Consider the following 26031-nt stretch of genomic DNA (forward strand, 5'->3'; position numbering starts at 1 on the left):
AATGAAAAAATTAATGAAATTGAAAAATAAAGCTTTCACATTGGTGGAAATGTTAGTTGTACTTCTCATTGTTAGTGTACTTCTGCTCTTATTTGTGCCTAATTTGAGCAAGCAAAAAGAAGCGATTAAGGAGTCAGGAGGTGCAGCTGTCGTCAAAGTTGTAGAAAGCCAGATGGAGCTCTATGAATTAGAGTATGATAAGGAAGCAACGGTGGCAGACTTACAGGCTGCTGGCTATATTACTGAAAAACAAGCAGAAGAGTATGCTAAGGCGAAAAAATAAGGCTTTTACTCTTCTGGAAAGCCTGCTGACCTTGTTTGTTGTCAGTTTTTTAGCAGTTTCCTTGTCAGGAACGGTGCAAACGGTCTTTCGGTCTGTTCAGGAAGAGATTTTTATCTGGGAGTTTGAAGCTATTTATAAAGACAGCCAGAAATTGGCAGCCAGTTCCCACCAAACAGTGAATCTTGCTATCGGTGGACAGGAAGTGACAAATGGTCATCAAACTGTACAGGTGCCTAAAAAAGTAGAAGTATTGGAAGAAAAGACCATCACATTTGAAGAAAATGGTGGAAATTCTTCTCTGACCAAGATTCGTTTTCGGCTTAGTCGAAAGACAGTCACGTATCAATTATATATAGGGAGTGGTCGCTATAAGAAAACAGAAGAATAAGGCTTATATCTTGCTAGAAAGCCTGGTTGCCCTTGCGACCCTAGTGACCATTTGCAGCTTGATTTTATCAGCGGTAGATGCGGGTCGTAGACGGCAGGCTTGGGAATTGGAACAACAGGAGGTTCTCAATCTAGCGCAGATGGCTGTTCAGACTGAGCAAGATAACCTAGCCTTAAACGGCGTTAGAGTTCAGGTTCAACGAACAGCAGATAAGATGATTGTTTTCCACGAGGGAAAGGAGGTTCTATCGGTTGTTAAAAAGTAAAATTCCTGCTTTTACTCTCTTGGAATGCTTGCTAGCCTTAGTCATCCTTTCAGGTAGCCTTTTGGTCTTTGAAGGCTTGTCAAAACTGCTGGTCCAAGAAGCGCATTATCAAAAACAAACCATTCAAAAGGAGTGGCTGGTCTTTTCTAGCCAGTTGCGGTCGGAGTGGGACCAGGCTGACTTGGTCAAGGTCGAAAATGGCAAGGTCTATGTTGATAAGGGTGGTCAGGCTTTGGCCTTTGGCAAGTCACGGTCGGATGATTTTCGGAAAACAAATGACAGGGGACAGGGCTACCAGCCCATGCTCTATCAGGTGGACAGCGCAGCTATTTCCCAAGAAAACCAGCTGGTGCGCATCGACTTTAGCTTTAAAAATGGGGAGGAGCGGACCTTTATCTATGCTTTTAAAGAAAAGAGTTAAGGCTGGCATCCTGCTCTATGCCCTCTTGATGCTGGCAGTTTTTAGTCTCTTGCTCCAGTTTTATATCCACCGTCAAGAAGCCGAAAGCCGTTTGGTTCAGGTGGCAAGACAAGAAACGACTGCCTACATCATGGCTCAGATGGTCTTGGACCAGGTCGAAGGGGACTTACAAAAGCGTCAAGCAGTTGCCAAGGAGGAGGCTAGCCAAACAGATGAAAAGGAAGAAAAGGAGGTTCAATCAACTAGAGAAAATCAAACGGATGAAAAACCAGCTCAAACAAGTTCTCAAAAAAAGGAGGAAAGTAAACCAATAGAGACCGAAGGAAGCGTCTTGTTTCGAGAGGGGCAGACTAGTTACTATGTCCAAAACCAGCAATTGTCAGTGTTGGTAATATTAAGGGACGGAAGAGAGTATCGCTATCAATTTGGAATGAAAAGCCGAGAGTGATTGGATAAAAAAGTCTATCGCACCTTGCTTTCTCGCAAAAATTAGAAAAAGGATATCCGCAGCCTATCTATACTGTAAGTGGATGATGCGAGGTGTTTTACAACCGTACTTTATCGGTAATTTTCTATTACCGTTAAAAGTGCGGTTTATTTTTAGTAAGATGATTCCAGTGAAAAAGTATTTGAAAACACCTAAGGAAATATGTTATAATGACTTTGAGTTCATAATAGGAGATGACGAATGAGAAGCAAATATATGAAAAGTTTAAGTCTCGGAGCTACTTGCTTGCTAACGATGACTCTACCTGTTGCAGCAAACACTACTGAAACAAGTCAAAGTTCGGCTGTGTCGGAAACACAAGTTTCTACTACAGAGGCGACGAGTTCAGAAGTCTCAATTGTTGCAGAATCGAGTACAAGTTCCTCAACTCAGGCTCAGACTGAGACCAGCACAGTTGCAACAGAAGAACCGAGTATTTCATTCCGATCAGTGCCGGATACTGAAGAGGGTGCTGCAACTGAAGAAAGTTCAACAACAAGCAGTACAACCTCAACAACTGCAACTCAGCAAGAGGCAGCAACAGTTACACAAGCAGAAGCAACTGTTGAGCAAGCTTTGTATCGTCTCTATCAGCCGGATTTGCGTGTCCACCTGTATACGAAGGATGCTAATGAGTATGCTGTTCTAGCCGGTCGTGGTTGGCGACAAGAAGGGGAGGCTTGGAGATTTGTTTCAAATCAAGGAGAGCCGGTTTACCGTCTCTATCAGCCAGACTTACGTGTCCACCTGTATACGAAGGATGCCAATGAGTATGCTGTCCTAGCCGGTCGTGGTTGGCGACAAGAAGGAGAAGCCTTCCGTTCTTATGGCAATATCCCTGTCTATCGTCTTTATCAGCCGGACTTGCGTGTCCATCTGTATACGAAGGATGCCAATGAGTATGCTGTTCTAGCCGGTCGTGGTTGGAAACAGGAAGGGGTTGCCTTCTACGGATTAGGAAGTGCAGGTGGCTCAAACGCCTCAAACACACCAGCAGCTCCACAAGTTGAAAAGAAACCGACAGGAACTGTTAGTATCCAGAATAAGAACTCTCAAAATGGGACTTTTGATATCATTGTATCAAATGTTGATAGCCCTGTAGGTGTTAATGGCGTACTTGTTCCAGTATGGTCAGATGAAAATGGACAGGATGATTTGGTTTGGTATGAAGCAGTAAGACAGGCAGATGGACGCTATAAAGTATCTGTCCAAGCCAAGAATCATGGTTTTAGCACTGGAACCTACCAGATTCACTTATATCTTTTGCAAGCAGACGGTACAAAAGTTGGAGTCTCTCCTTCTACGACAACAACGGTAGAAATAACAGATACGGTACCAAAAGCCGCAGTTAGAATCGAAAATATCGACAGAACTTATGGTTTCTTCGATGTTCGGATAACAGATTTATATGTTCCAAAAGGCATTGAAGCAATTCAAGCAACTGTATGGTCAGATGTTAATGGCAAAAATGACCTTCAACAGTACACAGCTACAAAGCAAGCTGATGGAAGTTATACAGTACCAGTTCGGATCAGTAACCATAAATATGAGCAGGGAAATTACACTGTTTCTCTATCTATCACTAGTCAGGGTCAACAGCATACAGTTGCTCAAACAAGTGCAGCTATTAGCTATACAAAAACAGAGATTCCTAGATTTATCGATGTAAGTAGCCATAATGGGACCTTGTTGGTAGCTGACTACAAAACCTTGGCTGCCAATGGTATTTCAGGTGTTGTCGTTAAACTATCAGAAGCTGTAAGTTATTTAAATCCTTATGCAGAAGGGCAGGTAAAAAATGCCTTAGCTGCAGGTCTCAAGGTTTCTGTTTATCACTATTCGCACTTCACGAGCAAGGAAGAGGCTAAAGCAGAGGCACAATATTTCGTTGCTGCAGCTAAACGACTGGGCTTACCGACCCATACTCTAATGGTTAACGATATCGAAGAGCATGCCACTCGTAAGAATATCAATGAAAACATGAAGGCCTGGGAAGAAGAGATGCGTCGTTTAGGCTATTCAAATCTCATTCACTATACTGGAGCTAGTTGGCTTGATGACAATTCTCTTGGAGTGGTTGGTCCAATCCAAACAAGTCAGTTTGGAATGAGTAATTTCTGGGTTGCGCAATATCCATACTCTACTATGACCCCTGCACAAGCAATGTCTATGTCTCTACACGCACGGACAGCAGCATGGCAGTATACATCTAAGGCGGAATTGTTGCCAGGACGTTCCTTCTTTGATGTGAATTTGGATTATACAAATCGATTTACTAAGTAGGCAGAATTCCAGATTAGAAATATAGGGCTCCACAGTCTTTGTAATGAAGGTTTTCATTAGTAAGACTTGTGGAGTTTTTTGTATCTGATTCCTGTGCTTCCCGCTAGTGACAGTGTTATATTGCAAGCAGCGTTAATTAAGTGTATAATGTAGTGAGTTCGCTTTATAAAAAAACTTATTCTGTAGAGGGAATTGAGAAGCATTTTCCACAGAAGAATAGGATTTTACAGAACTGCTATAATCGAAAGGAAAAAGGTATGGATTTGTTTTCCACAAAAAATCGGATTCTATTAAAAGAATTGATAAAAACAGATTTTAAATTACGCTATCAAGGGTCGGTGATTGGCTATCTTTGGTCAATCTTAAAGCCATTGATGTTGTTTGCTATTATGTATGTCGTCTTCATTCACTTTCTAAGATTAGGTAGCGATGTTCCGCATTTTCCGGTTGCCTTATTGCTGGGGAATGTTATCTGGTCCTTCTTTTCAGAGGCCACTAATATGGGAATGGTTTCCATTGTGACACGCGGAGATTTATTGAGGAAGCTAAACTTTTCTAAGGAGATTATTGTGCTCTCTTCAGTATTTGGTGCGGCAATCAACTTCTCCATCAATTTACTGGTTGTATTGGTTTTTTCTCTATTTAATGGTGTACAGTTCACATGGACGGTTGTGATGGCTCTTCCTCTTTTTGTTGAGCTGTTTTTGTTGGCGACAGGGATTGCTTTGATACTTTCTACCCTCTTTGTTCGTTTCCGTGACTTAGCACAAATTTGGGAGGTGGTGATGCAGGCTGGGATGTATGCAACCCCAATTATCTACTCCCTATCATTTGTGATGGACCAAAGCGTACTGGCAGCTAAGTTGATGATGCTAAATCCGATGGCTCAAATTATTCAAGATATGCGTTACTTTGTCATCGATAAGGCGAATTTGCCTGTTTGGCAGGTCATTAACAATAAGATGATTGTGCTGATACCTTATCTCATCCCTCTAATCGTCTTTGCACTTGGAGTGACTGTGTTTGGAAAATATTCTAAGAAATTTGCGGAGATTCTCTAATGACAGAAAAAAATATTGCAGTAAAGGTTGACCATGTCAGTAAGTTTTTTAAATTGCCGACAGAAGCTAGTCAGAGTTTGCGTACAACCATGGTCAATCGTTTTAAAGGAATCAAAGGCTACAAAGAGCAACATGTATTGAAGGATATTTCTTTTGAGGTTGAAAAAGGAGACTTCTTTGGTATCTTAGGGCGGAATGGCTCAGGTAAGTCAACTCTTTTAAAAATTATTTCACAAATTTACGTTCCAGAACATGGGACGGTGACAGTAAATGGAAAATTGGTTTCTTTTATTGAACTCGGAGTCGGCTTCAATCCCGAACTAACAGGGCGTGAAAATGTCTATTTGAATGGAGCTCTTCTTGGTTTCTCTCGTGAAGAAATTGATGCTATGTATGATGACATTGTCGATTTTGCAGAGTTGCGCGAATTCATGAACCAAAAACTTAAAAACTATTCGAGTGGGATGCAGGTTCGTCTAGCGTTTTCTGTAGCCATCAAGGCGCAAGGAGATGTTCTTATCTTGGATGAAGTATTGGCAGTGGGAGATGAAGCCTTCCAAAGAAAATGCAATGACTATTTCCAAGAACGCAAGAAAAGCGGAAAGACAACTATTCTGGTTACCCATGACATGGGTGCAGTTAAGAAATATTGTAACAAGGCGGTCTTGATTGAACATGGCTTGGTAAAAGCTATTGGAAATCCAGAAAATGTAGCCAACCAATATAGTTTTGATAATACTGTAACAGCGCAACCAGAACCCTTAGCGGAAGGAGATGGCTTAGATTCTGAATCTACAGAAGTAAAAGAAATCCAATTGGTTGAAGATTTCAAGCTTGATTTGCTGAGTCCGAACCAGATTTCTCCGAAAGATACCATTCATTTTAGGATGGAGTATACTGTTTTGCAAGATATTGAGACCTATATGGCCCTATCTCTAACAGACATTGATCGCAATATTTGGATTTATAATGATAATTCAATGAACCAACTACAATCAGGGAAAGGCAAAAAAGTAGTACACTACTCTTGTTCATTGCCTAATGTTAATGATTTGAAACTTAAGTTGGAAGTCACGGTGCGTGATAAAGACGGTAAGATGCTGGCTTTTTCAGATGCGACGCAGACGCCGATTATCATGGTGAATCGAACAGATATTGCACCAGATGATATTTCAGCTTTAGATTCAGCAAGTGGTCTCATTCAACGAAATGGTAACTGGACTTTTGAAAATAACTAGATAGAGGATGAATGATGGGACAACCAATAGTATCAATCATTTGCACGGTTTATAATAAGGCTCCGTGGTTAGAGAGGGTTATCGAAGGCTTTCTAGCACAAGAAACAAACTTTGAAGTTGAAATTATTCTTGTTGATGACTGTTCGACGGATTCGTCCAGAGATATCGTTAGATCGTATCAAAACCAATATCCAGAAAAGATTCAAGCGATTTTCCATGGAGAGAACCAGGGAATCTCACGGACATGGGTATCTGCCTGTCAGCATGCAAAGGGCAAATATATTGCTCGTTGTGATGGAGATGATTTTTGGTTAGACCCACATAAACTTCAAAAGCAGGTGGACTTACTAGAAGAACACCCAGAAGCCAAGTGGTCCAATACAGATTTTGATATCTATGATGAAAATGGACAGCTGGTATCAACAGCAGGCTTTACTAGTGGAAGTATTCCCTTAGCGGATACCTATGCTAAAATGTTAGCGACACGTGGGTTTACCATGGCTTCGACTTGGGTAGTAGAAAGAGAACTCATGTTAGAGGTGAATCAGGAACTAGATTTGACCACCGCTGATGATACCTTTAATTTACAGCTCGATCTATTTCAACGAACACAATTGTTATTTTTACCAGAAGCAACAGTTGCCTATACGATCAATCAAGGATCTGACTCGCGACCGGTAGACTTTTCTAAAATAGAGAATCGTTTCCAAACCTTGTTGGCGACTCAGAAATTCTATCTGGATAAATATCCATCTAGTCATTATCGAGAAATGCTTGATATTCTTTTAGAACGAAATAACACCTACGAAGTTGTCTTGACAAAAAAAGAACGTGGTCTTGCGCAAGTTGGTATTCAAGAAGTCACCATCTATTTCGACACGGATGGATCTGGATTTTGTCAAGAAAATATCTTACGCTATCCGTTGTTGAAGCAGGATGAGATTCGATTTAGCTTGCCTGATAACTGCCAACGAGTGCGCATTGACTTGTCAGAGCAACCAAGTTTTTACCGAAATATCTCATTGGTTAGTCAAAAGGCTCGAACGACTCTTCTACCGGCTTACACCAATGGCGTATTGGTTGGAGACATGGTTTTGTTCCCACAGCAAGATCCGCAATTAATCTACGAAATCTCACCTGTCTATGGTGCAGACTTTATCCTAAAATACACTATCTGTGAATTGGATGACCTGCAGTCCCCAGACTATGTTGCTAAGATTTTGGGAGAGCAGCTAGTTGAATTCCGGAAGAAAGCCATAGAGGGAGAGCGATTAGAGCGGCAGCTTCGTGAAAGTGAAGCCCTTATTAGCCGACAACAAAAAGAGATTGAAAATCTTACTATCTCATACCATGCAGTTGTTGGCTCACGACGTTGGATTATTCCAACAAAGATTATCAATTTTTTTAGGAGAAAAAAATGAAGCGTTTGCTTTTGTATGTCCATTTTAATAAATATGGACAGCTTAGTTCCCATGTCCAATATCAATTAGAAGCCATGCGTTCGCTCTTCTCAAAGGTTGTTTTTATCACGAATAGCCCGCTTTCAGAAGGGGACGAAACTGTTCTCAGACAGTCTTTTTTGGTAGATGAGGTCATCCGCCGAGAAAATATTGGATTTGATTTTGCTGCTTGGCGTGATGGGATGACAAGTATAGGCTTCGAGGAGCTAAAGCACTACGATTCACTGACCCTAATGAATGACACCTGTTTTGGGCCGCTGTGGGATATGTCAGAGCTTTATCAACGGTATGAGGAAGATGAAACGATTGATTTTTGGGGGATGACCAATTTCCGAGAAACCAAACAGTTTCGTGAGCATATTCAGAGCTACTACCTGACTTTTTCAAATAAGGTAGTTCAATCAACAGCCTTTCAAGAATTTTGGAAAAGTGTGCAAAACTTTACAAATGTTCAGGATGTTATTGACCATTATGAAACACAAGTTACGACCAATTTACTAGAAGCAGGCTTTCGTTATCAAACGGTTTTTAACACAGTAGAGGAAGATACTAGCGGGATGCTTCATCCAGATTTTTCTTACTACAATCCGACGGCTATTTTAAAACATAGAGTACCATTCATTAAAGTTAAAACCATTGATGGGAATCAACATATTACACCTTATATTTTACAAGAGATTGCGGATAAATCAGACTACCCAGTTGATTTAATTGTTTCACACATGTCTAAGATCAACTATCCTGATTTTAAATATCTCTTAGCACAGAAATACCTTAAATCAACTCAAAAACCGTATTCTAATGATGGAAGAGTAGCCATCCATCTGCATGTTTTCTATGTAGACCTCTTACAGGAATTTTTAACTGCCTTTGAGTCTTTTGATTTTCATTATGACTTGTTCATAACAACAGACCAAGAGAGCAAGGTGGCTGAGATAGAGGCGACATTGTCTGAATACGGAAGCCAAGCCCAGATTTTTGTTACAGGAAATATTGGTCGCGATGTATTGCCTATGTTGAAGTTGAAAGAGCAGTTGCAGACCTATACCTATGTCGGACATTTCCATACTAAAAAATCCAAAGAAGCAGACTTCTGGGCGGGAGAATCTTGGCGGAAAGAGCTAATAGCTATGTTGGTAGAACCAGCGAATGATATCCTAGCCAACTTGGAACAAAAATCTGATTTGGGGCTAGTTATTGCAGATATTCCAACCTTCTTCCGTTATAATAAAATTGTCGATGCCTATAATGAGAATAGGATTGCCCCAGCCATGAATGAATTGTGGCAAAAAATGGGGATGAAGAAGCAGATTGATTTCAATGCTCTTCATACTTTTGTGATGTCCTATGGAACCTATGTGTGGTTTAAATACGATGCCTTACAGTCACTCTTTGATTTAAACCTAACCGATGCAGATGTGCCAGCAGAGCCCTTGCCACAAAATTCTATTCTCCATGCCATCGAACGCCTATTGGTTTATATTGCCTGGGATAAAAACTATGATTTCCGTATTGTTAAAAATCCCATCGAATTAACAGCCTTTATAGATAATAAATTGCTTAATGAGCGGGCGGATGCTCTGCCTCACACCTATGTAAACTTTGATCACATCGGTGGGATTAGAGGTGCCTTAAAATATATTATCATTGGTCCATTAAGAGCTATTAAGTATATTATTCGACGTTTGATGACCAAATGATAGAGGAAATCAGTTTGCTGTGCAGGATAGTTAAGTGTAAAAAGGTAAGATATGATGAATCGAAACGAATCAAGGTGGGAAAAACTGAATATTTTTTATCAGCACCCTTACGTCACCCTATTTGTTTATGCACTGCTGATAACGCTCATTTCCTATATTTCCATCAATACAAACAGTCAAATCTATGATTATCCATTCCATATGGCCAGGATAGTAGGATTGGCGCAATCTATTGCAAATGGAGATGTGTTGCCGAATCTGAACTTTCTATTTACGCATGGCTCAGGTTATGCGGTTCCCATGTTTTATGGCAATGGTGTTCTCTACATTCCAGCCCTGGTTTATTTATTAACCAAGGTGGCTACACATGCTTTTGCAAGTTATGCCTTTATCATTATTTGGGCTACGGCTACCACATCTTATTTTTGTCTTTACAAGATGACTCAGCATAAATCCAAGTCACTCTTATTTGGTATGACGATGGCAGTAACCTTCCCTTATTTTGGTTTTGGTATGAGTGCGATTCCTCCTTTGATTGCTCCGCTTATCTATTGCATCTACAAGGTGATTTTTCAGGATAAACTCAATCCTATCCCCTTAGGCATCATTATTGCCCTGATGGTGCAGACTCATATCATCTCAACTCTAGTACTAGCCATTTCTTCCGTCATACTGGTCTTGCTATCGATAAACAGATTGACACTGAAGAAAATTCTCTCCTTCTGCTTGTCGGTTGTGATAGCGATTGGCCTTTCTATTGGTTTTGTTTTGCAATTTATAGAGCAAAGGCTATCGCAAACCTTCTTTGTGTCTTGGGGGTTACGTGATTACCCATTTAAGTCAAAAAACATCTTAGATGCAGGTAATCTTTTTGAGGAAATTGTGAACTATTATTTCCCACTGGCTCTAATCTTTCTAATAATAGGGTGGGTAGCCTATAAATCCTTACCCAAGATTGGTCGTCAGTTGCTGGTGACTTCGGGAATCCTACTGATTGCTACTTCAAATATTTTACCTTGGTACTCGGTATTCCGTTATACCTTTTTAACAGTCTTCCAGTATTCGAATAGACTATCTTACTTCATACCAGCTTTTGTGATTACTGCTCTATTTCTAGCAGAGAAAAAACGATTATACAAAGTGATTGCAGTAGTACAGATAGGCTTTTATCTAGTGACAAATCCCTTGAGCTTTTTACCTAATTTTGCCAACTTCAAAGAAGAATACAATCTAACAGCGACAAATGCTGCTGTGATGAAACAGCAAAATGAAATGGCAGACAAGGCCTTTCAAAATCCCTTATTGACCACTTATTGGGCCTCAGGGAGCGAATACTTTAATTTAGATATTAACCATAAGCGTGTTCAGAATGGCACAATCAATCAGTTTATCTATGACACAAATCAGGTTAAGGTAGAGAACGTGCGACAAGGCTATAACCTTCTTATATTCGATGTTCAGTTGAATCAAGAAGCAGAAAGTGTAGAGTTGACCTTGCCAAGGATTTGGTACAAGGGCTATGTTGCAGAATATTCAGCAGGGGCTAAGGGGACGCAGCCTAAAATAGCCTATGTCCCTTTAACAAGCGAAGAGCTCCAGGAATATAAGAAAAAATATAAACCTAATGTTACCCAAAAAGCATTAAATGAAGGGCGTGCAACGATAAGTGTGACGCACAGTGGAACGGTCTCTGTTTTTTATAAAAGAACCCTGATTCAGATACTTGGTTTTACCTTACAAAGTGCAGCCTGGTTACTATTGTTTTACCTATACTTGCACTTGACATTAACAAGGTCTGTACGAGAAAATAGTGTCTGAATGATAAAGTGAAAATTTGCAAATGAGTATAAATTGTGATGAGGAAGGAATGAATAAATAATGTTCAAACATATCAATACTGCGCTAACCGATTGGAGAATAAATTGAAATGATAGCAACTTACAAACGATTGGTGAAAGAGTACGCTCTGTATGTCTTATTGAGTAAGTATCTTTTTGCTGTTCTTCTGTCGATAATGGGTTTTAAAAACCATACAGATTGGACCTATATTCTTGTCACCGTTTTAGAGGTTGTCAGCATTGCGACATTCAGCAACTTATTAATAAAAGAAAAAAAGCTTGCTGCCTACATCGTGAACTGCCTTCTTTTATTGATTGTCAATGTGCAGAATATTGTCCTGTTTTTTGGTGGAAGTTTCACTACTTTGGTGATGGTGACAAACCTTGAATCCTTAGAATCTTTGTCGGGGCATTTTGCTTCCATAGTGTTCGGAACGATTTGTATACTGATCTTCACATTTTTACCTATCACCTATGTTAAAACAAGAAAAATCAATTGGTCAACAGTCTTATCTAGCTCTCTCTTGCTAGAGTTGATCGTCACCTTAATGAGTGGAAACATCTATTCTCCTATTTTTGGAGTATACCAACTAGCAGCGGATTCCTACGAATACCAGCAGGATCTAGCTAAAATTGCCAATGCTCCTAATGTTACGGATTTTTTCTATAGAGGTAGTGTGCAGAATGCTCGTCCTAAACCAACCAATTTATCGGCAACTCCTAATGTGGTTCTGATTTTTGTAGAAGGTTTGTCACAAAATATTGTCGAAGATGAACGTGGTATTATGCCAAATCTGAAGAAGTTACAGGACTCATCACTCGCTTTTGAAAATTATTACAATCACACCTTTGCTACTTATCGAGGATTAATCGGTCAGTTATACTCAGGATACCAATTAGATAATTATGAATCCAATACCTTGACTTCCTTGCAGGGAGTATTGGGAGATAAGGGGTATCAGACAACCTTTATCAATACCGAGCCGAACAATACTCAGTTCACATCTTATCTAGAGTCTTTCAATTTTGATAGTATTGTCAATGAGAACGACCTGGCGAAGGGTCCTAATGGAAGTTTAACAGACCAGGCGGCATTAGAACTTCTATACGACACGATAGAAGAACAGGTTTCTCAGAAGACTCCATTCTTAACAGCAATCTATACTTATGGTACACATATGACCTTTAATTCAGCTGATAAGAAGTTCGAAGATGGGAAAAACATACTTTTAAATCGGTTCTATAATTTTGATTATTATTTCAGTCAGTTTTTGGATAAATTTAATAGCAACCCAGCCTTTGATAATACGATATTGGTCTTTACAACAGACCATGCTACCTTTGCGGATAAGGATTTTATAGCAGCCTATCCGTCTTATAATCGTGAAAACCAAGATGTTGATAGAGTTCCGTTTATAGTCTATCATAAAGGAATTGGGGCAGAGAAAAAGGATGTTGAGGGGAGAAATTCTCTAGATCTTGTGCCGACTCTGTTGGATTATATGGATATTTCTGTTCCTAACTACTTCTTAGGGGAGTCGCTATTCTACTATAAAGAAAATAATAATTCCTACGATACTGTTTTCTTTGACAATACCTATCTGTTGAGTACAGATTTGGGTAATATCCAGCCCTTATCTGACACCAATGAGGAAACGATTAAAGCCTTGTTACAAAAATATTTTGCAGCCAAACAACAAAAACCACAAATTCCATAATCATCGTATAAAAGGGGTATTGACAAAGCCCTTTTTATATATTAAAATGGCGAAAAAAGCAAGGAGTTATCATATGAAAAAGACCCTGTCCGTCGGCGTAGTTACCGCTCTGTCAGCCCTATCTTTGTTTGCCGGTCAATCTGTTCAAGCAGATCAAACAATTTATCGTTTGTACAACAGGCAGAATGGAGAACACCTATACACAACTGATAAAAATGAAAAAGATGTCTTGTATACCCAGCATGGTTGGGGCTATGAAGGCGAAGCATGGTATGCTCCAGATCCAGGCCAAGGTAGTCCTGTCTATCGCCTTTATAATGCTGGCTTGCAAAACCACTTATATACAACCGATACCAACGAAGTCAAGGTATTGACCAGCAAACATGGTTGGACACTTGATAACAACGGACAGCCGGTATTCTATTCTGGGGGAAGTGCGAAAATTTACCGTGTCTATAATCAAGCCTTGCGAGGGCTACATCATTGGACCACTGATGAAAATGAGTACACGGTTCTACCAAGACATGGTTGGCAACAAGAAGGGGTTAAGCTATATGGAAATCGTGTAGGCGTCCCAATACAAACTCAGTATTACAATCAGCCTGCGCAACCGACCAACCCGACTCAATCGACTGGTTCGACCCCGGTAACACCTCCTAAACAAGAGACTAATCAGTTATCTTCATCTGTTCCATCAGGAGGTGCCACGATTGCAAATACAGAATCAAACCATACCATTGAAGCGGACGTGACCTTGACAGGCTCAGGTACTGGCTACCATGCAAAACTTGTTATGGCCGCACCAGATGCAGCAGTAAGTTTTGGTTTGCAATTTGATACTGCGGCAGTTGCACCATATACAGGTAAAACAGCCTTCTTGATTGAAAATATTGGAAGCAATAATGTAGGTGGACAGTCCTACCATAGAGCAAACTATCTTGCAAATCTCAACACTACCTACCGTTTGATGTTGACCTTGCAGAAAGATGGCAGCTACGTTGGATATGTAAATGGGACGGAGGTTGTCCGTGGTCAGAATGCAGTTTTGGCCAATCGTTCTGACATATACCTTCGAGTTGAAGGAGCAGCGCGTAAGACAGGCGATGCTGTAACAGCAAGTTTCAGTTCGATTAAACTGAAGCAAAATGGAACTTACAATGCTTCTAGAAGTTGGGCAGGAACTCCGCAGTTCAATATTTCAAATGGCATAACAACTACTATAGATGGTGCACAGGTTGGTAATAGCCCTAGCGAAGCTCGTACAATTAGCAATACGGTTGTCTTTACAGGAACACTAACAGGCTTACCTCAACATGCCGATTGGGATACTGCTGGCTATTATGACAAGGTGTCAGGTCTTATCCAGTTTATCAATTAGCAGTCTGTATTAGAGATAGTCAATTGGATCTTGCCTTAAAAGCATCACATATTCCAAAGTCTCATTGATAGGCTTTGGAATTTTTTGAACCTGTATTTACAAGTGAAGTGCTGAACTGCCAATACAGGTTCTTATATTCGTGGAAAAAAATACGCGGACATGCTATAATATTACTAGGAACTTCGAATAGATAGTATAGAGACTACTCTCAATTCTATTTATCGGAGGAAAACAATTGACAAGATTTCGACATAGCATTAACCCAATGGCAGATATTGCTGCTAAGAAGATTTTCAGCGACCATGAGATTACCATTGATTTTATTGAAACGTTTTTAGGTTTTCGTCCCAAAGCCGTCCAGATTTTGAATGGTACCCTTGCTGATGTCAAGAAAGAGCGGGAAGGATACTTTAGTACAACGGTGGATATTCTAGCTAGACTGGACGACGGGACTCAGGTTATCATTGAAATCCAGGTGGTTCACCAGCACAGCTTTATCAAACGGCTCTGGACCTATTCCTGTCAGCATTTGGTCAAGGACTTGCCTAATGTTAGGGACAAGGTCAGACGGACCCATGATATGTACGACAAGATTTCGCCTATTTATTCCATCGCCTTGGTTGCTACGCGGTATTTTGACGACAAGCATCCAATTCATTCCTTTGTTTTGATGGCCGAGGAAAATGGACAGGTCTTGGAATTACCTTTTGGAAAAGAAGGTCAGCTGAAAAAGCCATTTGAGATGGTCATTATTGAGTTGAATAAGCTGAGTGAGGGAAGTCTGGGTCGGAACCAGCGCTTATGGATGGAATTTTTTGCCAATCGAGAATTTAGTCAACAACAGACAGACGTCATCAGCAAGGCCGAGCATTTGCTGGATAGAAATACATGGACAGAGGAGGAGAGGAAGATGATTGATCAACTGGCCTACAGTGCCGCCAATCATTTTGGTGAGCTGGAAACTTCTTTCTTACTAGGTAGAAGTCGTGGCAAGGAAGAAGGCTTACAACAAGGTCTGCAACAGGGTCTACAACAAGGTTTGTTAGATGGTCAACTTAAGATTGCTCAGCAGATGTTGGGTAAGAGTTTTTCAGATGATTTGATTTTGGAATTGACAGGACTCAGTCAGGAAGAGTTGGATGGTTTGAAAGCTAGATGGGAGGGTTTGGAAGGTGATAGCCGATGATTGATCAACTGGCCTACAGTGCCGCCAATCATTTTGGTGAGCTGGAAACTTCTTTCTTACTGGGTAGAAAGCGTGGTAAGGAAGAAGGTCTTCAACAAGGTTTGTTATATGGTCAACTCAAGATTGCCCAGCAGATGTTGGGTAAGAGTTTCGCAGATGATTTGATTATGGAATTGACAGGTCTCAGTCAGGAACAACTGGATGGTTTGAAATCAGGGGTAGAGTAGATGGATGTATACGCTTATGTTCCTACAAACTTAATATATAGAGGAAGTAGTCCTCGATAAGCTTGGCGATTCTAGAAGGAGAATTCCGAAGTCTTAGTCTTAAAACTTTTATAATCTTACTACCAACAGTTTGGGGGTGAATAGAGTTGAGACACAAGTAGAGTACTCAATGTTCGGTTTTTCAGCTATTTCAAAAAAAAGTTAAAAAAATCTTAAAAAAAACTTGACAAAATGTGTAAGGGTTAGTATAATGATGGTAACGTTCGGATAGAACGAATATAAATATTTATAGGAGTTTTTTATCATGAAAAAAACACATATCACACTTGCTGCAGCAGCTGCAGCTGCTACATTTGTAGCTGTACCAGCTGTTAAAGCGGACGTTAACGCTAAGCTTGTAGTTGCTCGCGAAGTTGTAATCGACACTCGTAGCGAAGCAGTTAAATTGAACCAAGAATTGGCTTCAGCTGTTCACTACTTGGATAACGGTGAAGCTAAACTTGGTGAAGCAATTATCGTAAACGACAAGGCTCAAAAAGCTCTTGAAGCACAAAAAGTTAAAGCTGCACAAGATAATGCTGCAATCGACAAAGATGCTGCAGACGTTATCCAACAATTTGTAGATGTAGTTACTGCTGCTAAAAACGCTGTAGCCGCTAAACAACAAGAAATCGATCTTGCAAACGGTCAAATCGCTGAAATTGATGCAAAAATCAAAAACTTGAACGCTCAAGCTGGCGTTGCTACTGAGTCTAAAGAAGCACAAATTAGAGTATTTGAAGCTGAACGCGAAGTACACGTTGCTGCTGTTGCTGCTGCTACTGCTCAATTGCCAGAACTTAACAACACAGTTGCTGTAGCTGAAAAACAATTGGAACTTGAAAAAGCTCGTGTAGCAGTTGTTGTTGCAGAACGTAAGAAAGCTGTAGCTGATGAATTGGCTGCTGTTCAAGCTGCTGCTGACAAAGCTGCATTGGATGTTAAAGAGTGGAACGAAGCAGTTGCTATTCTTAAAGCAGACGTAGAAGCTATCCGTGTTAAACTTATCAAGAACGGTTTGACTGAAGATCAATTGCGTGCTATCATCGACCTTGCGCTTACTGAAGCTAAATCTGATAAGAAAGTTGCTGCATCAGCAGTATACCGTCTCTACAACCCAGGTCTTAAAGTACACCTTTACACAACTGACTTCAACGAGTACAATGTTCTTAATGAACGTGGTTGGAACCAAGAAGGTGTTGCATTCCAATCTGCAACAGAAGGTACTCCAGTATACCGTCTTTACAACCCAGGTCTTAAAGTACACCTTTACACAACTGATGCAAACGAGTACGAAGTGCTTGGCGGACGTGGCTGGAATAAAGAAGGTGTTGCCTTCAACTCAGTTAAAGAAGGTAAACCAGTATACCGTCTTTACAACGAAGGTCTTAAGAAACACCTTTACACAACTGACCTCAACGAGTACAATGTACTTGAAGGTCGTGGTTGGAGAAAAGAAGGCGTTGCTTTCAACTCAGCTAACTAATTTAGTTAAATCAGAGAAGGTTCATTTGACCTTCTCTTTTTTGTTGTGATTAAGAGAGAGTAATCGAGTAGATGCTTCCCTTTTTGGTGCAAAGTTGGTGAATTTTTGATAAGATAAGAGTATGAATTTTGAAAAGATCGAACAGGCTTACGACCTGCTATTAGAAAACGTACAGACTGTCCAAAACCAGCTAGGCACCAATATCTATGATGCCATGATTGAGCAAAATGCTGCTTATCTAGCTGGTCAGCATGAAACAGATTTGATTGTCCATAATAACCAAGCCTTAAAAGACTTGAACTTGACCAAGGAAGAATGGCGCCGTGCCTTCCAATTCCTGCTCATCAAGGCCAATCAGACTGAGCCTATGCAGTACAATCACCAGTTTACACCAGACTCTATCGGCTTTATCCTCTCTTTCCTTGTGGACCAACTAGTAGCTACTCCACAAGTAACAGTCTTGGAAATCGGTTCTGGGACAGGTAACCTAGCTCAGACCATTCTCAATGCCAGCCAGAAAGGATTGGATTACTTGGGGATCGAAGTGGATGACCTCTTGATTGATCTGTCAGCCAGTATGGCAGATGTCATGCAGGCAGAGATTTCTTTTGCCCAGGGAGATGCGGTACGTCCGCAGATTTTGAAGGAAAGCAAGGTTATTATCGCGGATTTACCGATTGGCTACTATCCAGATGATCAGATTGCTAGTCGCTATCAGGTCGCTAGCCAGACCGAGCATACCTACGCCCATCATTTGCTCATGGAACAGTCCCTCAAGTATCTGGAAAAGGATGGCTTTGCGATTTTGCTGGCTCCAAATGATTTATTGACTAGTCCACAAAGTGATTTGTTGAAAGGCTGGCTACAGGAAGAGGCCAATATCGTTGCCATGATTGCCCTGCCACCAAGTCTCTTTGGAAAGGCTGCTATGGCCAAGTCTATTTTTGTCTTGCAAAAGAAAGCAGCTAGACCTCTAGCGCCCTTTGTTTATCCCTTACAAAGTCTTCAAGAACCAGAAGCCATTCAGAAGTTCATGGTCAATTTCAAAAATTGGAAGCAAGAGAATGCAATTTAGGTGAAAATCTGTTATACTAATAAGGAAAACGCTTTTAAAGGGGAATATTATGTCAAAAACAATTGCAATTAACGCCGGTAGCTCAAGTTTAAAATGGCAACTCTACCAAATGCCAGAAGAAACTGTCTTGGCAAAGGGTATTGTTGAGCGTATCGGTTTGAAAGATTCAATTGTCACAGTAAAATTTGGTGATCAGAAAGCTGAACAGGTTTTGGATATTGCGGATCATGTGCAAGCAGTAAAAATTTTGTTGGAAGACTTGCTCAAACACAATATTATTGCCGATTTCTCAGAAATCACAGGTGTTGGTCATCGTGTGGTAGCTGGTGGTGAAATCTTCAAGGATTCTGTTGTCATTACGGATGAAGTCTTGAAGCAGATTGAAGACCTTTCTAGCCTTGCACCACTTCACAACCCAGCTAATGCGGCGGGTATTAAGGCCTTCAAGGACATCTTGCCAGAAGTGACTAGTGTGGCTGTGTTTGATACGGCTTTCCATTCAACCATGCCAGAGGTAGCATACCGTTACCCAGTTCCAAACAAGTACTATGAAGAGCACCAAGTTCGTAAGTACGGAGCTCACGGAACATCTCACTACTATGTTTCACGTGAAGCAGCAAAAATGTTGAACAAGCCAATCGAGGAAGTGAAAGTCATCACTGCCCACATCGGAAATGGTATCTCTATTTCAGCTATTGATGGTGGTAAATCTGTCGATACATCAATGGGCTTCACACCACTTGCAGGCCCTATGATGGGAACTCGTTCAGGTGACATTGACCCAGCTATCATTCCTTACTTGATTGAGAATGTGGATGAATTGAAAGATGCTGCAGATGTGATCAATGTTTTGAACAAGCAGTCAGGTATTCTTGGTATCGCAGAAGTTTCTAGCGATATGCGTGAAGTCGAAGCAGGATTTGAAGCTGGCGAAGCAAAATGTACACTTGCTTTCAATATGCTTGTCAACCGTCTGCAAAAATTCATCGGTCAATACTTTGCAGTATTGAATGGTGCAGATGCCCTTGTCTTTACAGCAGGTATCGGTGAGAACTCTACGCTTGTTCGCGAAGCTGTTGTAAATGGCTTGACTTGGTTCGGTATGGAATTGGATCCAGCGAAGAACGTTCGTGGTGCAGAAGGAGATATCTCAACTCCAGAATCACGAGTTAAAGTCTTGGTTGTCCCAACAGATGAAGAATTGGTGATTGCTCGCGACGTAGAGCGTTTGAAATAAGAAAATGTAAAGAAAGGTCGGTACTAGCTACTGACCTTTTGTCGTATAGTTTTTTCACATATCCTGTCATAGTTAGAAGCGATTGGTCAGCCTTTATGAATTATGATACAATAGACTAGCAAAGAAATTTGCACAGAGTAGGTGGTTTGCGTTAAGTGTATGTGGATGGGATGTTGCCACATAACGAAGCGTCAGCGCGGTAAACCATTGCATCCGCTGTCGAATACAGACGACAGCTCCATTTTTTAATAAAGGAGCGTTTTTATGGAAAAGAAAATTCCAAAACTAACGGTGCAGCTATTGGCTGCTATTGCTGTGACTTTGGCCTTGGTTATGGTTGTGGAGAACTATTTCTCCATTCGGATTTCAGAAACCTTGCAGGTCCAGTTCACCTTTATTCCCAATACTATTTTGGGAGCTATTGCGGGTCCGGTTTGGGCTGCTGTCTTTTCGGCGATTTCAGACCCAGTCTTTGTCTTATTTAGTGGGCAAACTGTTCTCTTTACGTGGATATTGATAGAGGCGGTATCGGCTTTTATCTACGGTTGGTTCTTCTATCGGAAGCCGCTAGATACTAAAAACAAGGCTGACTGGTTCTATGTGGCTGGGGTTGTTGTTTTAATTCAACTTGTGATTTCCTTTATCATGACACCGATTGCCCTCCATTTCCATTTCGGAACACCTTGGATTGCCTTGTATAGTAGTCGTTTCATAAAAGCTATTTTTGAAATTCCATTGCGCCTTGTCGTGACCATGCTTGTCTTGCCAAGTTTACAAAAAATACCTGAATTGGCTAAGTTAATGGGTATTAAATAAAACAGTATCGAGCAACAGGTCATCCCCCTGTTGCTGCTTTTGTAGAGAGGGAAGTATGAAGTATCAAGAAATTAGGCAGTGGCTATCGAATCGCCCTGCATCAGATTTAGAACATGGGGTTGCGCGTGTCAACTGGCTCTTGGAGCGCTTGGACAATCCCCAGCATCGTGTACCAACGGTTCACTTTGTGGGAACAAATGGTAAGGGATCGACCCTTAATGCCCTGCAGTTTATCATGCAGGCTTCTGGGTATACCGTCGGCCGTTTTACCTCACCGTCTATCATTGATTTTCGAGAACAGATTGTCTTTGGGCAAGAGATGATTTCGGAGGAAGATTTTGCGAGGATTGTGACAGACTTGCAGCCCTTGATTGAGGACTTGGACCAGACAGCTGGACTGGATGCCATCTCGGAGTTTGAGATTGTAGTAGTGGCTATGTTCGTCTACTTTGCCTACTACCAGCGTCCCGACATTCTCTTGGTGGAGGCGGGCATGGGCGGTTTGCAGGATGCGACCAATGTCCTTAATCCTCTAGCGGTAGTGTGTCCTTCTATTGGTCTAGATCATCAATCCTTTTTAGGAGAGACCCACGCTGCTATAGCCCGTCACAAGGTTGCTGTCTTGCGTGAGCGGGTTCCCCTCCTCTATGCGACCGACCAGACAGAAGTGCTGGCAGTATTTGAGGAGCAGGCCCGTCAGCTTCAGAGTTCGACCTATGCGGTGGGGCGGGAGATTATTTTGGAAAATAGCAGAGCAGGCTTTGCGGTTGCAAGTCCTCTCGGTCATATTGAGGATTTAAGGCTACAGATGCAGGGTCGTCACCAGGAGGTCAATGCAGCCTTGGCAGTGACCACAGCTCAGCTCATCAGCCCTGATTTTCCAAAGATTACCAATGAAACCATCAGCCAGGGCTTGTCCCAAGCCATCTGGCCAGGCCGCTTAGAATTGATCAAGCCTATGCTTATGATTGACGGAGCCCACAATAATGAAAGCATCGCCGTCCTGACCCAGCTCCTAGAGGAAAACTATGCGGACAGGGATATTGAAATCCTCTTTGCAGCCATCAATACCAAGCCTGTGGATCGGATGTTGTCCCAACTTAGCCAATTTGGACCTGTTAGCGTGACGACTTTTGACGATTTCCGTGCGGTACAGCTGAATGATTATCCGTCAGGCTATGAACGAGTTCAGACCTATCAGGAGTGGTTGGAACAGGCGGACTTGGACAATCCCAAAAAACTTTACCTGGTCACAGGTTCGCTTTATTTCATTACCCATGTGAGAAAGTATATTTTAGAAGAACTTATATAGAAAAAAGGCCTTGCCGGGCATTCTACCTAGCAAAGTCTTTTGTTTTAATAGTTTTTAATCAAATCAACCGTTGAGCGGTCTAGCTTTTTAACGATAGCTTGCAAGAAGGCTTGGGCCTCTAAGAAGTCATCCATGCTGTAGAGAGTTTGATGGGAATGGATGTAGCGAGCGCAGACACCGATAGTTGTTGATGGAACACCATGATTTTTCAAGTGGGCTGCACCAGCATCTGTTCCACCTTTACCACAGTAGTATTGGAATTTGACACCTGCTTCTTCGGCAGTTGTGAGGAGGAAGTCTTTCATGTTTTTCAACAAGATATGACCTGGATCGTAGAAACGAAGCAGAGTACCGTCACCAATTTTTCCTTGGTCGCCATAAATATCACCTGCAGGGGAGCAATCAACAGCAAGGAAAATATCTGGATTGAACTTGGTTGTAGAAGCATGGGCTCCACGTAGGCCAACCTCTTCTTGCACATTTGCCCCAGCAATCAACTGATTTGGCAAAGATTGACCCGATAGGCTTTCCAGCAATTCCGTCACCATCAGAACACCGAAGCGGTTGTCCCAAGCCTTAGAAATAACATTTTTTCCGTTAGCTGTCAGAATGGTTTCATTTTTTGGAACCAGGACATCCCCAGGACGAACGCCGAACGCCCAAGCTTCGTCATAATTGGCAAAACCAGCATCGAAAATAATATCAGCGATGGCAGGCATACCAGGAGCGTTAGCCCCACGAGAAAGATGGGGAGGCACTGAACCTGAAATGGCAGGAATGGTCCGACCGTCCTGTAGTTGAAGCGTGAAGGCTTGACTGGATATGACCAGAGGATTCCATCCTCCCAGCTCGACAACACGGAAAGTACCGTCTGGCTTGATTTGACTAATCATAAAGCCGACTTCATCCATATGTGCAGCCACTAGGATACGAGGAGCATTTTCAACAGCCGTATCCTTGATACCAAAAATGCCACCTAGTCCATCTGTTTCGATACGGTCCACATGTGGTGTGATTTTCTGGCGAATGTGGTTGCGAACCTGTCCTTCAAATCCCGGTAGACTTTGTAATTCTGTAACTTCTTTAATTTTTTCAAAAAGAGTCATTCTTCTTCCTCCATGACATGATTACTACTATTTTATCACGAAGAGGCAGACTTGTCTTGAAAATATAGAAAAATAAACAATAAACACATGCTGAAATCATGCTTTCTAAAAACTGAATCTTTTTCATATGTTTGTGGAGAGTTTGTCTCAGCTGTCACAAGTCCAATGGCATTTTTGGGAAAAATCTGCGGAAATATGATAAAATAGTCAACATGAAAAAGAAAAAGACAGCCTTACTAGCAGGCTTATTGGGGGCAGGTGTGCTCACCGCTAGTGCTCAATTTTACCGTAAAATCCAAGAAGACCGTAAAAAAGCACAGGCCTTACAGGAGGTGCGTGACTTTTTCGCTGATTTAGGAGAGATTGCCACGGTCTATGTGGATGAAACAGCCTCAACGCAAGACTCTCTCGTTGGAGGAGTTGTGATGGAGGCAGGACAGGTATTTCTATTTGAAAATACCCAAGGTTCTATTCAATACAGGGAGGAAGAAAGATGATTTTTCCAACAAATCTTGAAGAAGTAGCTGCCTTGATTGAAGATGGCAAGCCAACTGTTTTTCTATTTGTGACGACTTGGTGTGGAGATTGCCACTATATCAAACCGCATGTGCCAGCTATCGAAGAAGCTTTTCCAGATTTCCGTTTTGTGCAACTGGATCGAGATGACTTTATGCCTTTGGCACAGGAATGGGCTATTTTAGGTATTCCAAGTCTGGTTGTTTTAGAAAATGGTAAGGAAATCGGTCGTTTTGTTGATAAGAATCGCAAGACCAAGGAAGAAATCATGAACTTCTTATCTGGATTGGGTAGGTAAATCAGCAGAGAAGCTCTGCCATTTCCCAAAAGAAAGGAAAAAACATGAAGAAATCACTAGGAAAAATCCTTCTGGCACCTGTGGTGCTGGGATTGAGTTTAAGTTTGGCCCCGCTGGCTCAAGCTGAAATTCAGACGGATGTTATCAATGAAAAATGGGGCAAGCCAACACTGGTCTATGGTGGCGGTTTGTCAGATGCGCAGGCGACAGAGGTTAACAATCTATTTGGTATTTCGGATGTTAATCATGTCAGCCGTCAGGTAGTTATTGGCACGGATATGGACCAATATTTAGGTACATCTGGAGCGGACACAGCCTCCCTCTATTCATCTGTCTTGGTGCAAAAGCAGGATGCTGGAAAAGGGGTTGTGGTGGATATTAAGACGCCACAGAACATCACCTTGATTACTGGAACGCAGTATGCCAATGCGGCTATTACAGCTGGTGCGACGGATGTCTTGATTGATGTGGCAGCACCGATTCAGGTGACTGGAGAATCTGCCTTGACAGGTGTTTACAAGGCTCTCGCGGCCAATGGTGAAACAGTTGACCCGGCTCGAACAGAGGTGGCCCAACAAGAATTAACGACTGTTAACGAAGTGGCGACAGCCCATACAGGTGACGCCAATTTTGATAGTTCAGCCTTGGATAAGGCGGTAGCGGAAATCAAGACTGCTCTTGCCGACTACAAACAATCAAACGGTCAAGTGGCTTCTGAGGCTAATATCAATACTATTATTAACGATGTCTTGGCCAATAACGGTTTGGAAAATGTCATCACAGCAGATGAAGTTTCAAAATTGGTTACCTTTGCTAAAGCCTATCAGGAAACCTCTGCTATTGATTCGGCTGAGGTAGCTGCCCAGCTCAACCAGTTCAAGCAACAGGCGGAGCAACAAATTTCAGAAGCCTATAAGAATTTACAAGATTCAGGGATTTTAGAAAAAATCGGTGCCTTCTTTGAAAATCTATGGAAAGGCTTGACCGGTCTATTTGCATAAAGGAGAAATGAAAAAGAAATGATTTTTACATATAATAAGGAACACGTTGGCGATGTTCTGATGGTGATTGTGGCTGAGGACAAGGGACAGGCTGTTCAGTTTGAACGCAAGGGTCAAGTGGCGCGTGTTTTCTTAGAGGAAACAGGAAAAACAGTTGCCTGGAATATTTTTGAAGCATCAAGTTTGGTTGAGCTTGCTGGAAATGGTCAAGTATTCTTGACAGACGAGCAAGTTGCGACCTTGAATGCCGAATTAGCAAAAGAAGGCTTTATTGAAAGCTTGGTCAACGACAATGCTCCAAAGTTCGTAGTCGGTCAGATTGCGGATTTGGTTCCTCATCCAGACAGCGACCATCTCAATATCTGCCAGGTCAATGTCGGTGACAAAACGGTGCAAATCGTAGCTGGTGCGCCAAATGCTGCCCAAGGCTTGAAAACCATTGTGGCTCTTCCGGGGGCAATGATGCCGAGCGGTAGCCTGATTTTCCCAGGGAAATTGCGTGGTGAAGATAGCTTTGGTATGATGTGCAGTCCGCGTGAATTGGCTCTGCCAAACGCACCACAAGTCCGTGGTATTATTGAATTAGACGACTCTGCAGTGGTCGGAGAAGCCTTTGATCCAGTAAAACACTGGAAGGGATAAAAAAGAAGAATTGGTCAGATGGCCAATTCTTTTAAGTTAGGAAATATTTTTAAAAAAATGAGATGACATTTTTCTATGATTCTACGAATAAATAAGTAGGAGGATATAAAATGTATAATAAAGTTATTCTAATCGGTCGCTTGACGGCCCAACCCGAACTCACTCAAACCCCTAACGGTAAAAATTTGACTCGTGTAACTGTCGCGGTCAACCGCCGTTTTAAGACAGAAAATGGCGAACGTGAAGCGGATTTTCTCAATGTTATTTTCTGGGGCAAACTGGCGGAAACACTTGTCTCCTATGGCAGCAAGGGTAGTCTGATTTCTATTGATGGTGAGTTGCGGACCCGTAAATATGAAAAAGACGGCAGCAATCACTATGTGACTGAAATCTTGGGCAATACTTTCCAGTTACTCGAAAGCCGTGCCCAACGTGCCATGCGAGAAAATAATACTGGCGATGACCTAGCTGACTTGGTTCTGGAAGAGGAGGAATTACCGTTTTAATATCGGTCCCAAGACCGATGGAGAATGTTGAAAAGTAGGCTATACTACAGTTAATCCTAAATAT

Annotated in this window: 26 protein-coding genes and 1 riboswitch; of the genes, 25 read left to right on the plus strand and 1 reads right to left on the minus strand. The window is 41.6% G+C overall.

Annotation, left to right across the window (positions count from 1 at the left end):
• The first annotated feature begins 1 nt into the window (after window position 1).
• From comGC to C1E58_RS00245, 20 genes are all read left to right on the plus strand, one after another.
• A complete protein-coding gene (gene comGC / locus C1E58_RS00150) occupies window positions 2–283 on the plus strand; it encodes a competence type IV pilus major pilin ComGC (RefSeq protein ID WP_105114502.1) in 282 nt (93 codons plus the stop codon).
• Complete coding sequence (gene comGD, locus C1E58_RS00155) at window positions 264–671, plus strand: competence type IV pilus minor pilin ComGD (protein ID WP_105208961.1); 408 nt, start codon at window positions 264–266, stop codon at window positions 669–671. Before comGC ends, comGD begins: the two co-directional genes overlap by 20 nt.
• On the plus strand, window positions 643–936 hold the full coding sequence (gene comGE, locus C1E58_RS00160; protein WP_105208962.1) for a competence type IV pilus minor pilin ComGE: 294 nt from the start codon (window positions 643–645) through the stop codon (window positions 934–936). Before comGD ends, comGE begins: the two co-directional genes overlap by 29 nt.
• Window positions 923–1357, plus strand: coding sequence for a competence type IV pilus minor pilin ComGF (gene comGF, locus C1E58_RS00165; RefSeq protein ID WP_105208963.1), 435 nt, complete (start codon window positions 923–925; stop codon window positions 1355–1357). The genes comGE and comGF overlap by 14 nt, the downstream gene beginning before the upstream one ends.
• The gene (gene comGG / locus C1E58_RS00170; protein ID WP_105208964.1) at window positions 1335–1805 is read left to right on the plus strand and encodes a competence type IV pilus minor pilin ComGG; all 471 of its coding nucleotides are present in this window, start codon (window positions 1335–1337) and stop codon (window positions 1803–1805) included. Before comGF ends, comGG begins: the two co-directional genes overlap by 23 nt.
• Window positions 1806–2045: 240 nt before the next feature.
• Window positions 2046–4127 carry an autolysin AtlA gene (atlA, locus tag C1E58_RS00175; protein ID WP_105208965.1) on the plus strand — a complete coding sequence of 694 codons (2082 nt, stop codon included), beginning with the start codon at window positions 2046–2048 and terminating at the stop codon, window positions 4125–4127.
• A gap of 257 nt (window positions 4128–4384) precedes the next feature.
• Window positions 4385–5188, plus strand: coding sequence for an ABC transporter permease (locus C1E58_RS00180; RefSeq protein WP_105114508.1), 804 nt, complete (start codon window positions 4385–4387; stop codon window positions 5186–5188).
• Window positions 5188–6426 (plus strand): ABC transporter ATP-binding protein, encoded by a 1239-nt coding sequence (locus C1E58_RS00185; protein ID WP_105208966.1) that lies wholly within the window; start codon window positions 5188–5190, stop codon window positions 6424–6426. Before C1E58_RS00180 ends, C1E58_RS00185 begins: the two co-directional genes overlap by 1 nt.
• Before the next feature lie 14 nt (window positions 6427–6440).
• Complete coding sequence (locus tag C1E58_RS00190) at window positions 6441–7847, plus strand: glycosyltransferase family 2 protein (protein WP_419579950.1); 1407 nt, start codon at window positions 6441–6443, stop codon at window positions 7845–7847.
• A complete protein-coding gene (locus C1E58_RS00195; protein WP_105208968.1) occupies window positions 7844–9586 on the plus strand; it encodes a rhamnan synthesis F family protein in 1743 nt (580 codons plus the stop codon). The genes C1E58_RS00190 and C1E58_RS00195 overlap by 4 nt, the downstream gene beginning before the upstream one ends.
• A 201-nt stretch (window positions 9587–9787) precedes the next feature.
• The gene (locus C1E58_RS00200; protein ID WP_153055800.1) at window positions 9788–11404 is read left to right on the plus strand and encodes a hypothetical protein; all 1617 of its coding nucleotides are present in this window, start codon (window positions 9788–9790) and stop codon (window positions 11402–11404) included.
• A 109-nt stretch (window positions 11405–11513) separates the two neighbouring features.
• Entirely contained in the window at window positions 11514–13142 is a 1629-nt protein-coding gene (locus C1E58_RS00205) for an LTA synthase family protein (RefSeq protein WP_105208970.1), read from the plus strand.
• 73 nt (window positions 13143–13215) lie between these two features.
• Complete coding sequence (locus tag C1E58_RS00210; protein ID WP_105208971.1) at window positions 13216–14520, plus strand: hypothetical protein; 1305 nt, start codon at window positions 13216–13218, stop codon at window positions 14518–14520.
• A gap of 235 nt (window positions 14521–14755) precedes the next feature.
• Window positions 14756–15706 carry an Rpn family recombination-promoting nuclease/putative transposase gene (locus tag C1E58_RS00215; RefSeq protein ID WP_153055801.1) on the plus strand — a complete coding sequence of 317 codons (951 nt, stop codon included), beginning with the start codon at window positions 14756–14758 and terminating at the stop codon, window positions 15704–15706.
• Complete coding sequence (locus C1E58_RS00220; protein ID WP_105208973.1) at window positions 15703–15933, plus strand: hypothetical protein; 231 nt, start codon at window positions 15703–15705, stop codon at window positions 15931–15933. Before C1E58_RS00215 ends, C1E58_RS00220 begins: the two co-directional genes overlap by 4 nt.
• Window positions 15934–16237: 304 nt before the next feature.
• Complete coding sequence (locus C1E58_RS00225; RefSeq protein ID WP_105208974.1) at window positions 16238–17458, plus strand: hypothetical protein; 1221 nt, start codon at window positions 16238–16240, stop codon at window positions 17456–17458.
• A 121-nt stretch (window positions 17459–17579) separates the two neighbouring features.
• Window positions 17580–18533, plus strand: a complete 954-nt coding sequence (locus tag C1E58_RS00230) for a class I SAM-dependent methyltransferase (RefSeq protein WP_105208975.1) — start codon at window positions 17580–17582, stop codon at window positions 18531–18533.
• Window positions 18534–18582: 49 nt separating this feature from the next.
• Window positions 18583–19770 (plus strand): acetate kinase, encoded by a 1188-nt coding sequence (locus tag C1E58_RS00235; RefSeq protein ID WP_105208976.1) that lies wholly within the window; start codon window positions 18583–18585, stop codon window positions 19768–19770.
• Window positions 19771–19901: 131 nt separating this feature from the next.
• Window positions 19902–19991, plus strand: a riboswitch (THF riboswitch).
• Between the two features lie 43 nt (window positions 19992–20034).
• On the plus strand, window positions 20035–20586 hold the full coding sequence (locus C1E58_RS00240; RefSeq protein WP_105208977.1) for a folate family ECF transporter S component: 552 nt from the start codon (window positions 20035–20037) through the stop codon (window positions 20584–20586).
• A gap of 55 nt (window positions 20587–20641) precedes the next feature.
• Window positions 20642–21898, plus strand: coding sequence for a bifunctional folylpolyglutamate synthase/dihydrofolate synthase (locus C1E58_RS00245; protein ID WP_105208978.1), 1257 nt, complete (start codon window positions 20642–20644; stop codon window positions 21896–21898).
• 44 nt (window positions 21899–21942) lie between these two features.
• On the opposite strand, the gene pepA is transcribed toward C1E58_RS00245, so the two are convergent.
• Window positions 21943–23004, minus strand: a complete 1062-nt coding sequence (gene pepA, locus C1E58_RS00250) for a glutamyl aminopeptidase (protein ID WP_105208979.1) — start codon at window positions 23002–23004, stop codon at window positions 21943–21945.
• 212 nt (window positions 23005–23216) lie between these two features.
• On the opposite strand from pepA, the gene C1E58_RS00255 reads away from it, so the two are divergent.
• From C1E58_RS00255 to C1E58_RS00275, 5 genes are all read left to right on the plus strand, one after another.
• Window positions 23217–23501, plus strand: coding sequence for a DUF4651 domain-containing protein (locus C1E58_RS00255; RefSeq protein WP_105208980.1), 285 nt, complete (start codon window positions 23217–23219; stop codon window positions 23499–23501).
• Entirely contained in the window at window positions 23498–23818 is a 321-nt protein-coding gene (locus C1E58_RS00260) for a thioredoxin family protein (protein WP_024388908.1), read from the plus strand. Before C1E58_RS00255 ends, C1E58_RS00260 begins: the two co-directional genes overlap by 4 nt.
• 44 nt (window positions 23819–23862) lie before the next feature.
• A complete protein-coding gene (locus C1E58_RS00265) occupies window positions 23863–24819 on the plus strand; it encodes a DUF1002 domain-containing protein (protein WP_105208981.1) in 957 nt (318 codons plus the stop codon).
• 18 nt (window positions 24820–24837) lie between these two features.
• On the plus strand, window positions 24838–25461 hold the full coding sequence (gene ytpR, locus C1E58_RS00270) for a YtpR family tRNA-binding protein (RefSeq protein ID WP_105208982.1): 624 nt from the start codon (window positions 24838–24840) through the stop codon (window positions 25459–25461).
• A 110-nt stretch (window positions 25462–25571) separates the two neighbouring features.
• Entirely contained in the window at window positions 25572–25967 is a 396-nt protein-coding gene (locus tag C1E58_RS00275) for a single-stranded DNA-binding protein (RefSeq protein ID WP_099811371.1), read from the plus strand.
• The last annotated feature ends 64 nt before the right edge of the window (window positions 25968–26031 follow it).

The organism is Streptococcus suis (assembly GCF_002964575.1).
GTDB classification, from domain to species: domain Bacteria; phylum Bacillota; class Bacilli; order Lactobacillales; family Streptococcaceae; genus Streptococcus; species Streptococcus suis_R.

Coding starts and splice junctions, on each gene's coding strand:
- comGC (WP_105114502.1), top strand. CDS start 2: ATGAAAAAATTAATGAAATTGAAAAATAAAGCTTTCACATTGGTGGAA.
- comGD (WP_105208961.1), top strand. CDS start 264: ATGCTAAGGCGAAAAAATAAGGCTTTTACTCTTCTGGAAAGCCTGCTG.
- comGG (WP_105208964.1), top strand. CDS start 1,335: ATGCTTTTAAAGAAAAGAGTTAAGGCTGGCATCCTGCTCTATGCCCTC.
- atlA (WP_105208965.1), top strand. CDS start 2,046: ATGAGAAGCAAATATATGAAAAGTTTAAGTCTCGGAGCTACTTGCTTG.
- C1E58_RS00180 (WP_105114508.1), top strand. CDS start 4,385: ATGGATTTGTTTTCCACAAAAAATCGGATTCTATTAAAAGAATTGATA.
- C1E58_RS00185 (WP_105208966.1), top strand. CDS start 5,188: ATGACAGAAAAAAATATTGCAGTAAAGGTTGACCATGTCAGTAAGTTT.
- C1E58_RS00190 (WP_419579950.1), top strand. CDS start 6,441: ATGGGACAACCAATAGTATCAATCATTTGCACGGTTTATAATAAGGCT.
- C1E58_RS00195 (WP_105208968.1), top strand. CDS start 7,844: ATGAAGCGTTTGCTTTTGTATGTCCATTTTAATAAATATGGACAGCTT.
- C1E58_RS00200 (WP_153055800.1), top strand. CDS start 9,788: ATGGCCAGGATAGTAGGATTGGCGCAATCTATTGCAAATGGAGATGTG.
- C1E58_RS00205 (WP_105208970.1), top strand. CDS start 11,514: ATGATAGCAACTTACAAACGATTGGTGAAAGAGTACGCTCTGTATGTC.
- C1E58_RS00210 (WP_105208971.1), top strand. CDS start 13,216: ATGAAAAAGACCCTGTCCGTCGGCGTAGTTACCGCTCTGTCAGCCCTA.
- C1E58_RS00220 (WP_105208973.1), top strand. CDS start 15,703: ATGATTGATCAACTGGCCTACAGTGCCGCCAATCATTTTGGTGAGCTG.
- C1E58_RS00225 (WP_105208974.1), top strand. CDS start 16,238: ATGAAAAAAACACATATCACACTTGCTGCAGCAGCTGCAGCTGCTACA.
- C1E58_RS00230 (WP_105208975.1), top strand. CDS start 17,580: ATGAATTTTGAAAAGATCGAACAGGCTTACGACCTGCTATTAGAAAAC.
- C1E58_RS00235 (WP_105208976.1), top strand. CDS start 18,583: ATGTCAAAAACAATTGCAATTAACGCCGGTAGCTCAAGTTTAAAATGG.
- C1E58_RS00240 (WP_105208977.1), top strand. CDS start 20,035: ATGGAAAAGAAAATTCCAAAACTAACGGTGCAGCTATTGGCTGCTATT.
- C1E58_RS00245 (WP_105208978.1), top strand. CDS start 20,642: ATGAAGTATCAAGAAATTAGGCAGTGGCTATCGAATCGCCCTGCATCA.
- pepA (WP_105208979.1), bottom strand. CDS start 23,004: ATGACTCTTTTTGAAAAAATTAAAGAAGTTACAGAATTACAAAGTCTA.
- C1E58_RS00255 (WP_105208980.1), top strand. CDS start 23,217: ATGAAAAAGAAAAAGACAGCCTTACTAGCAGGCTTATTGGGGGCAGGT.
- C1E58_RS00260 (WP_024388908.1), top strand. CDS start 23,498: ATGATTTTTCCAACAAATCTTGAAGAAGTAGCTGCCTTGATTGAAGAT.
- C1E58_RS00265 (WP_105208981.1), top strand. CDS start 23,863: ATGAAGAAATCACTAGGAAAAATCCTTCTGGCACCTGTGGTGCTGGGA.
- ytpR (WP_105208982.1), top strand. CDS start 24,838: ATGATTTTTACATATAATAAGGAACACGTTGGCGATGTTCTGATGGTG.
- C1E58_RS00275 (WP_099811371.1), top strand. CDS start 25,572: ATGTATAATAAAGTTATTCTAATCGGTCGCTTGACGGCCCAACCCGAA.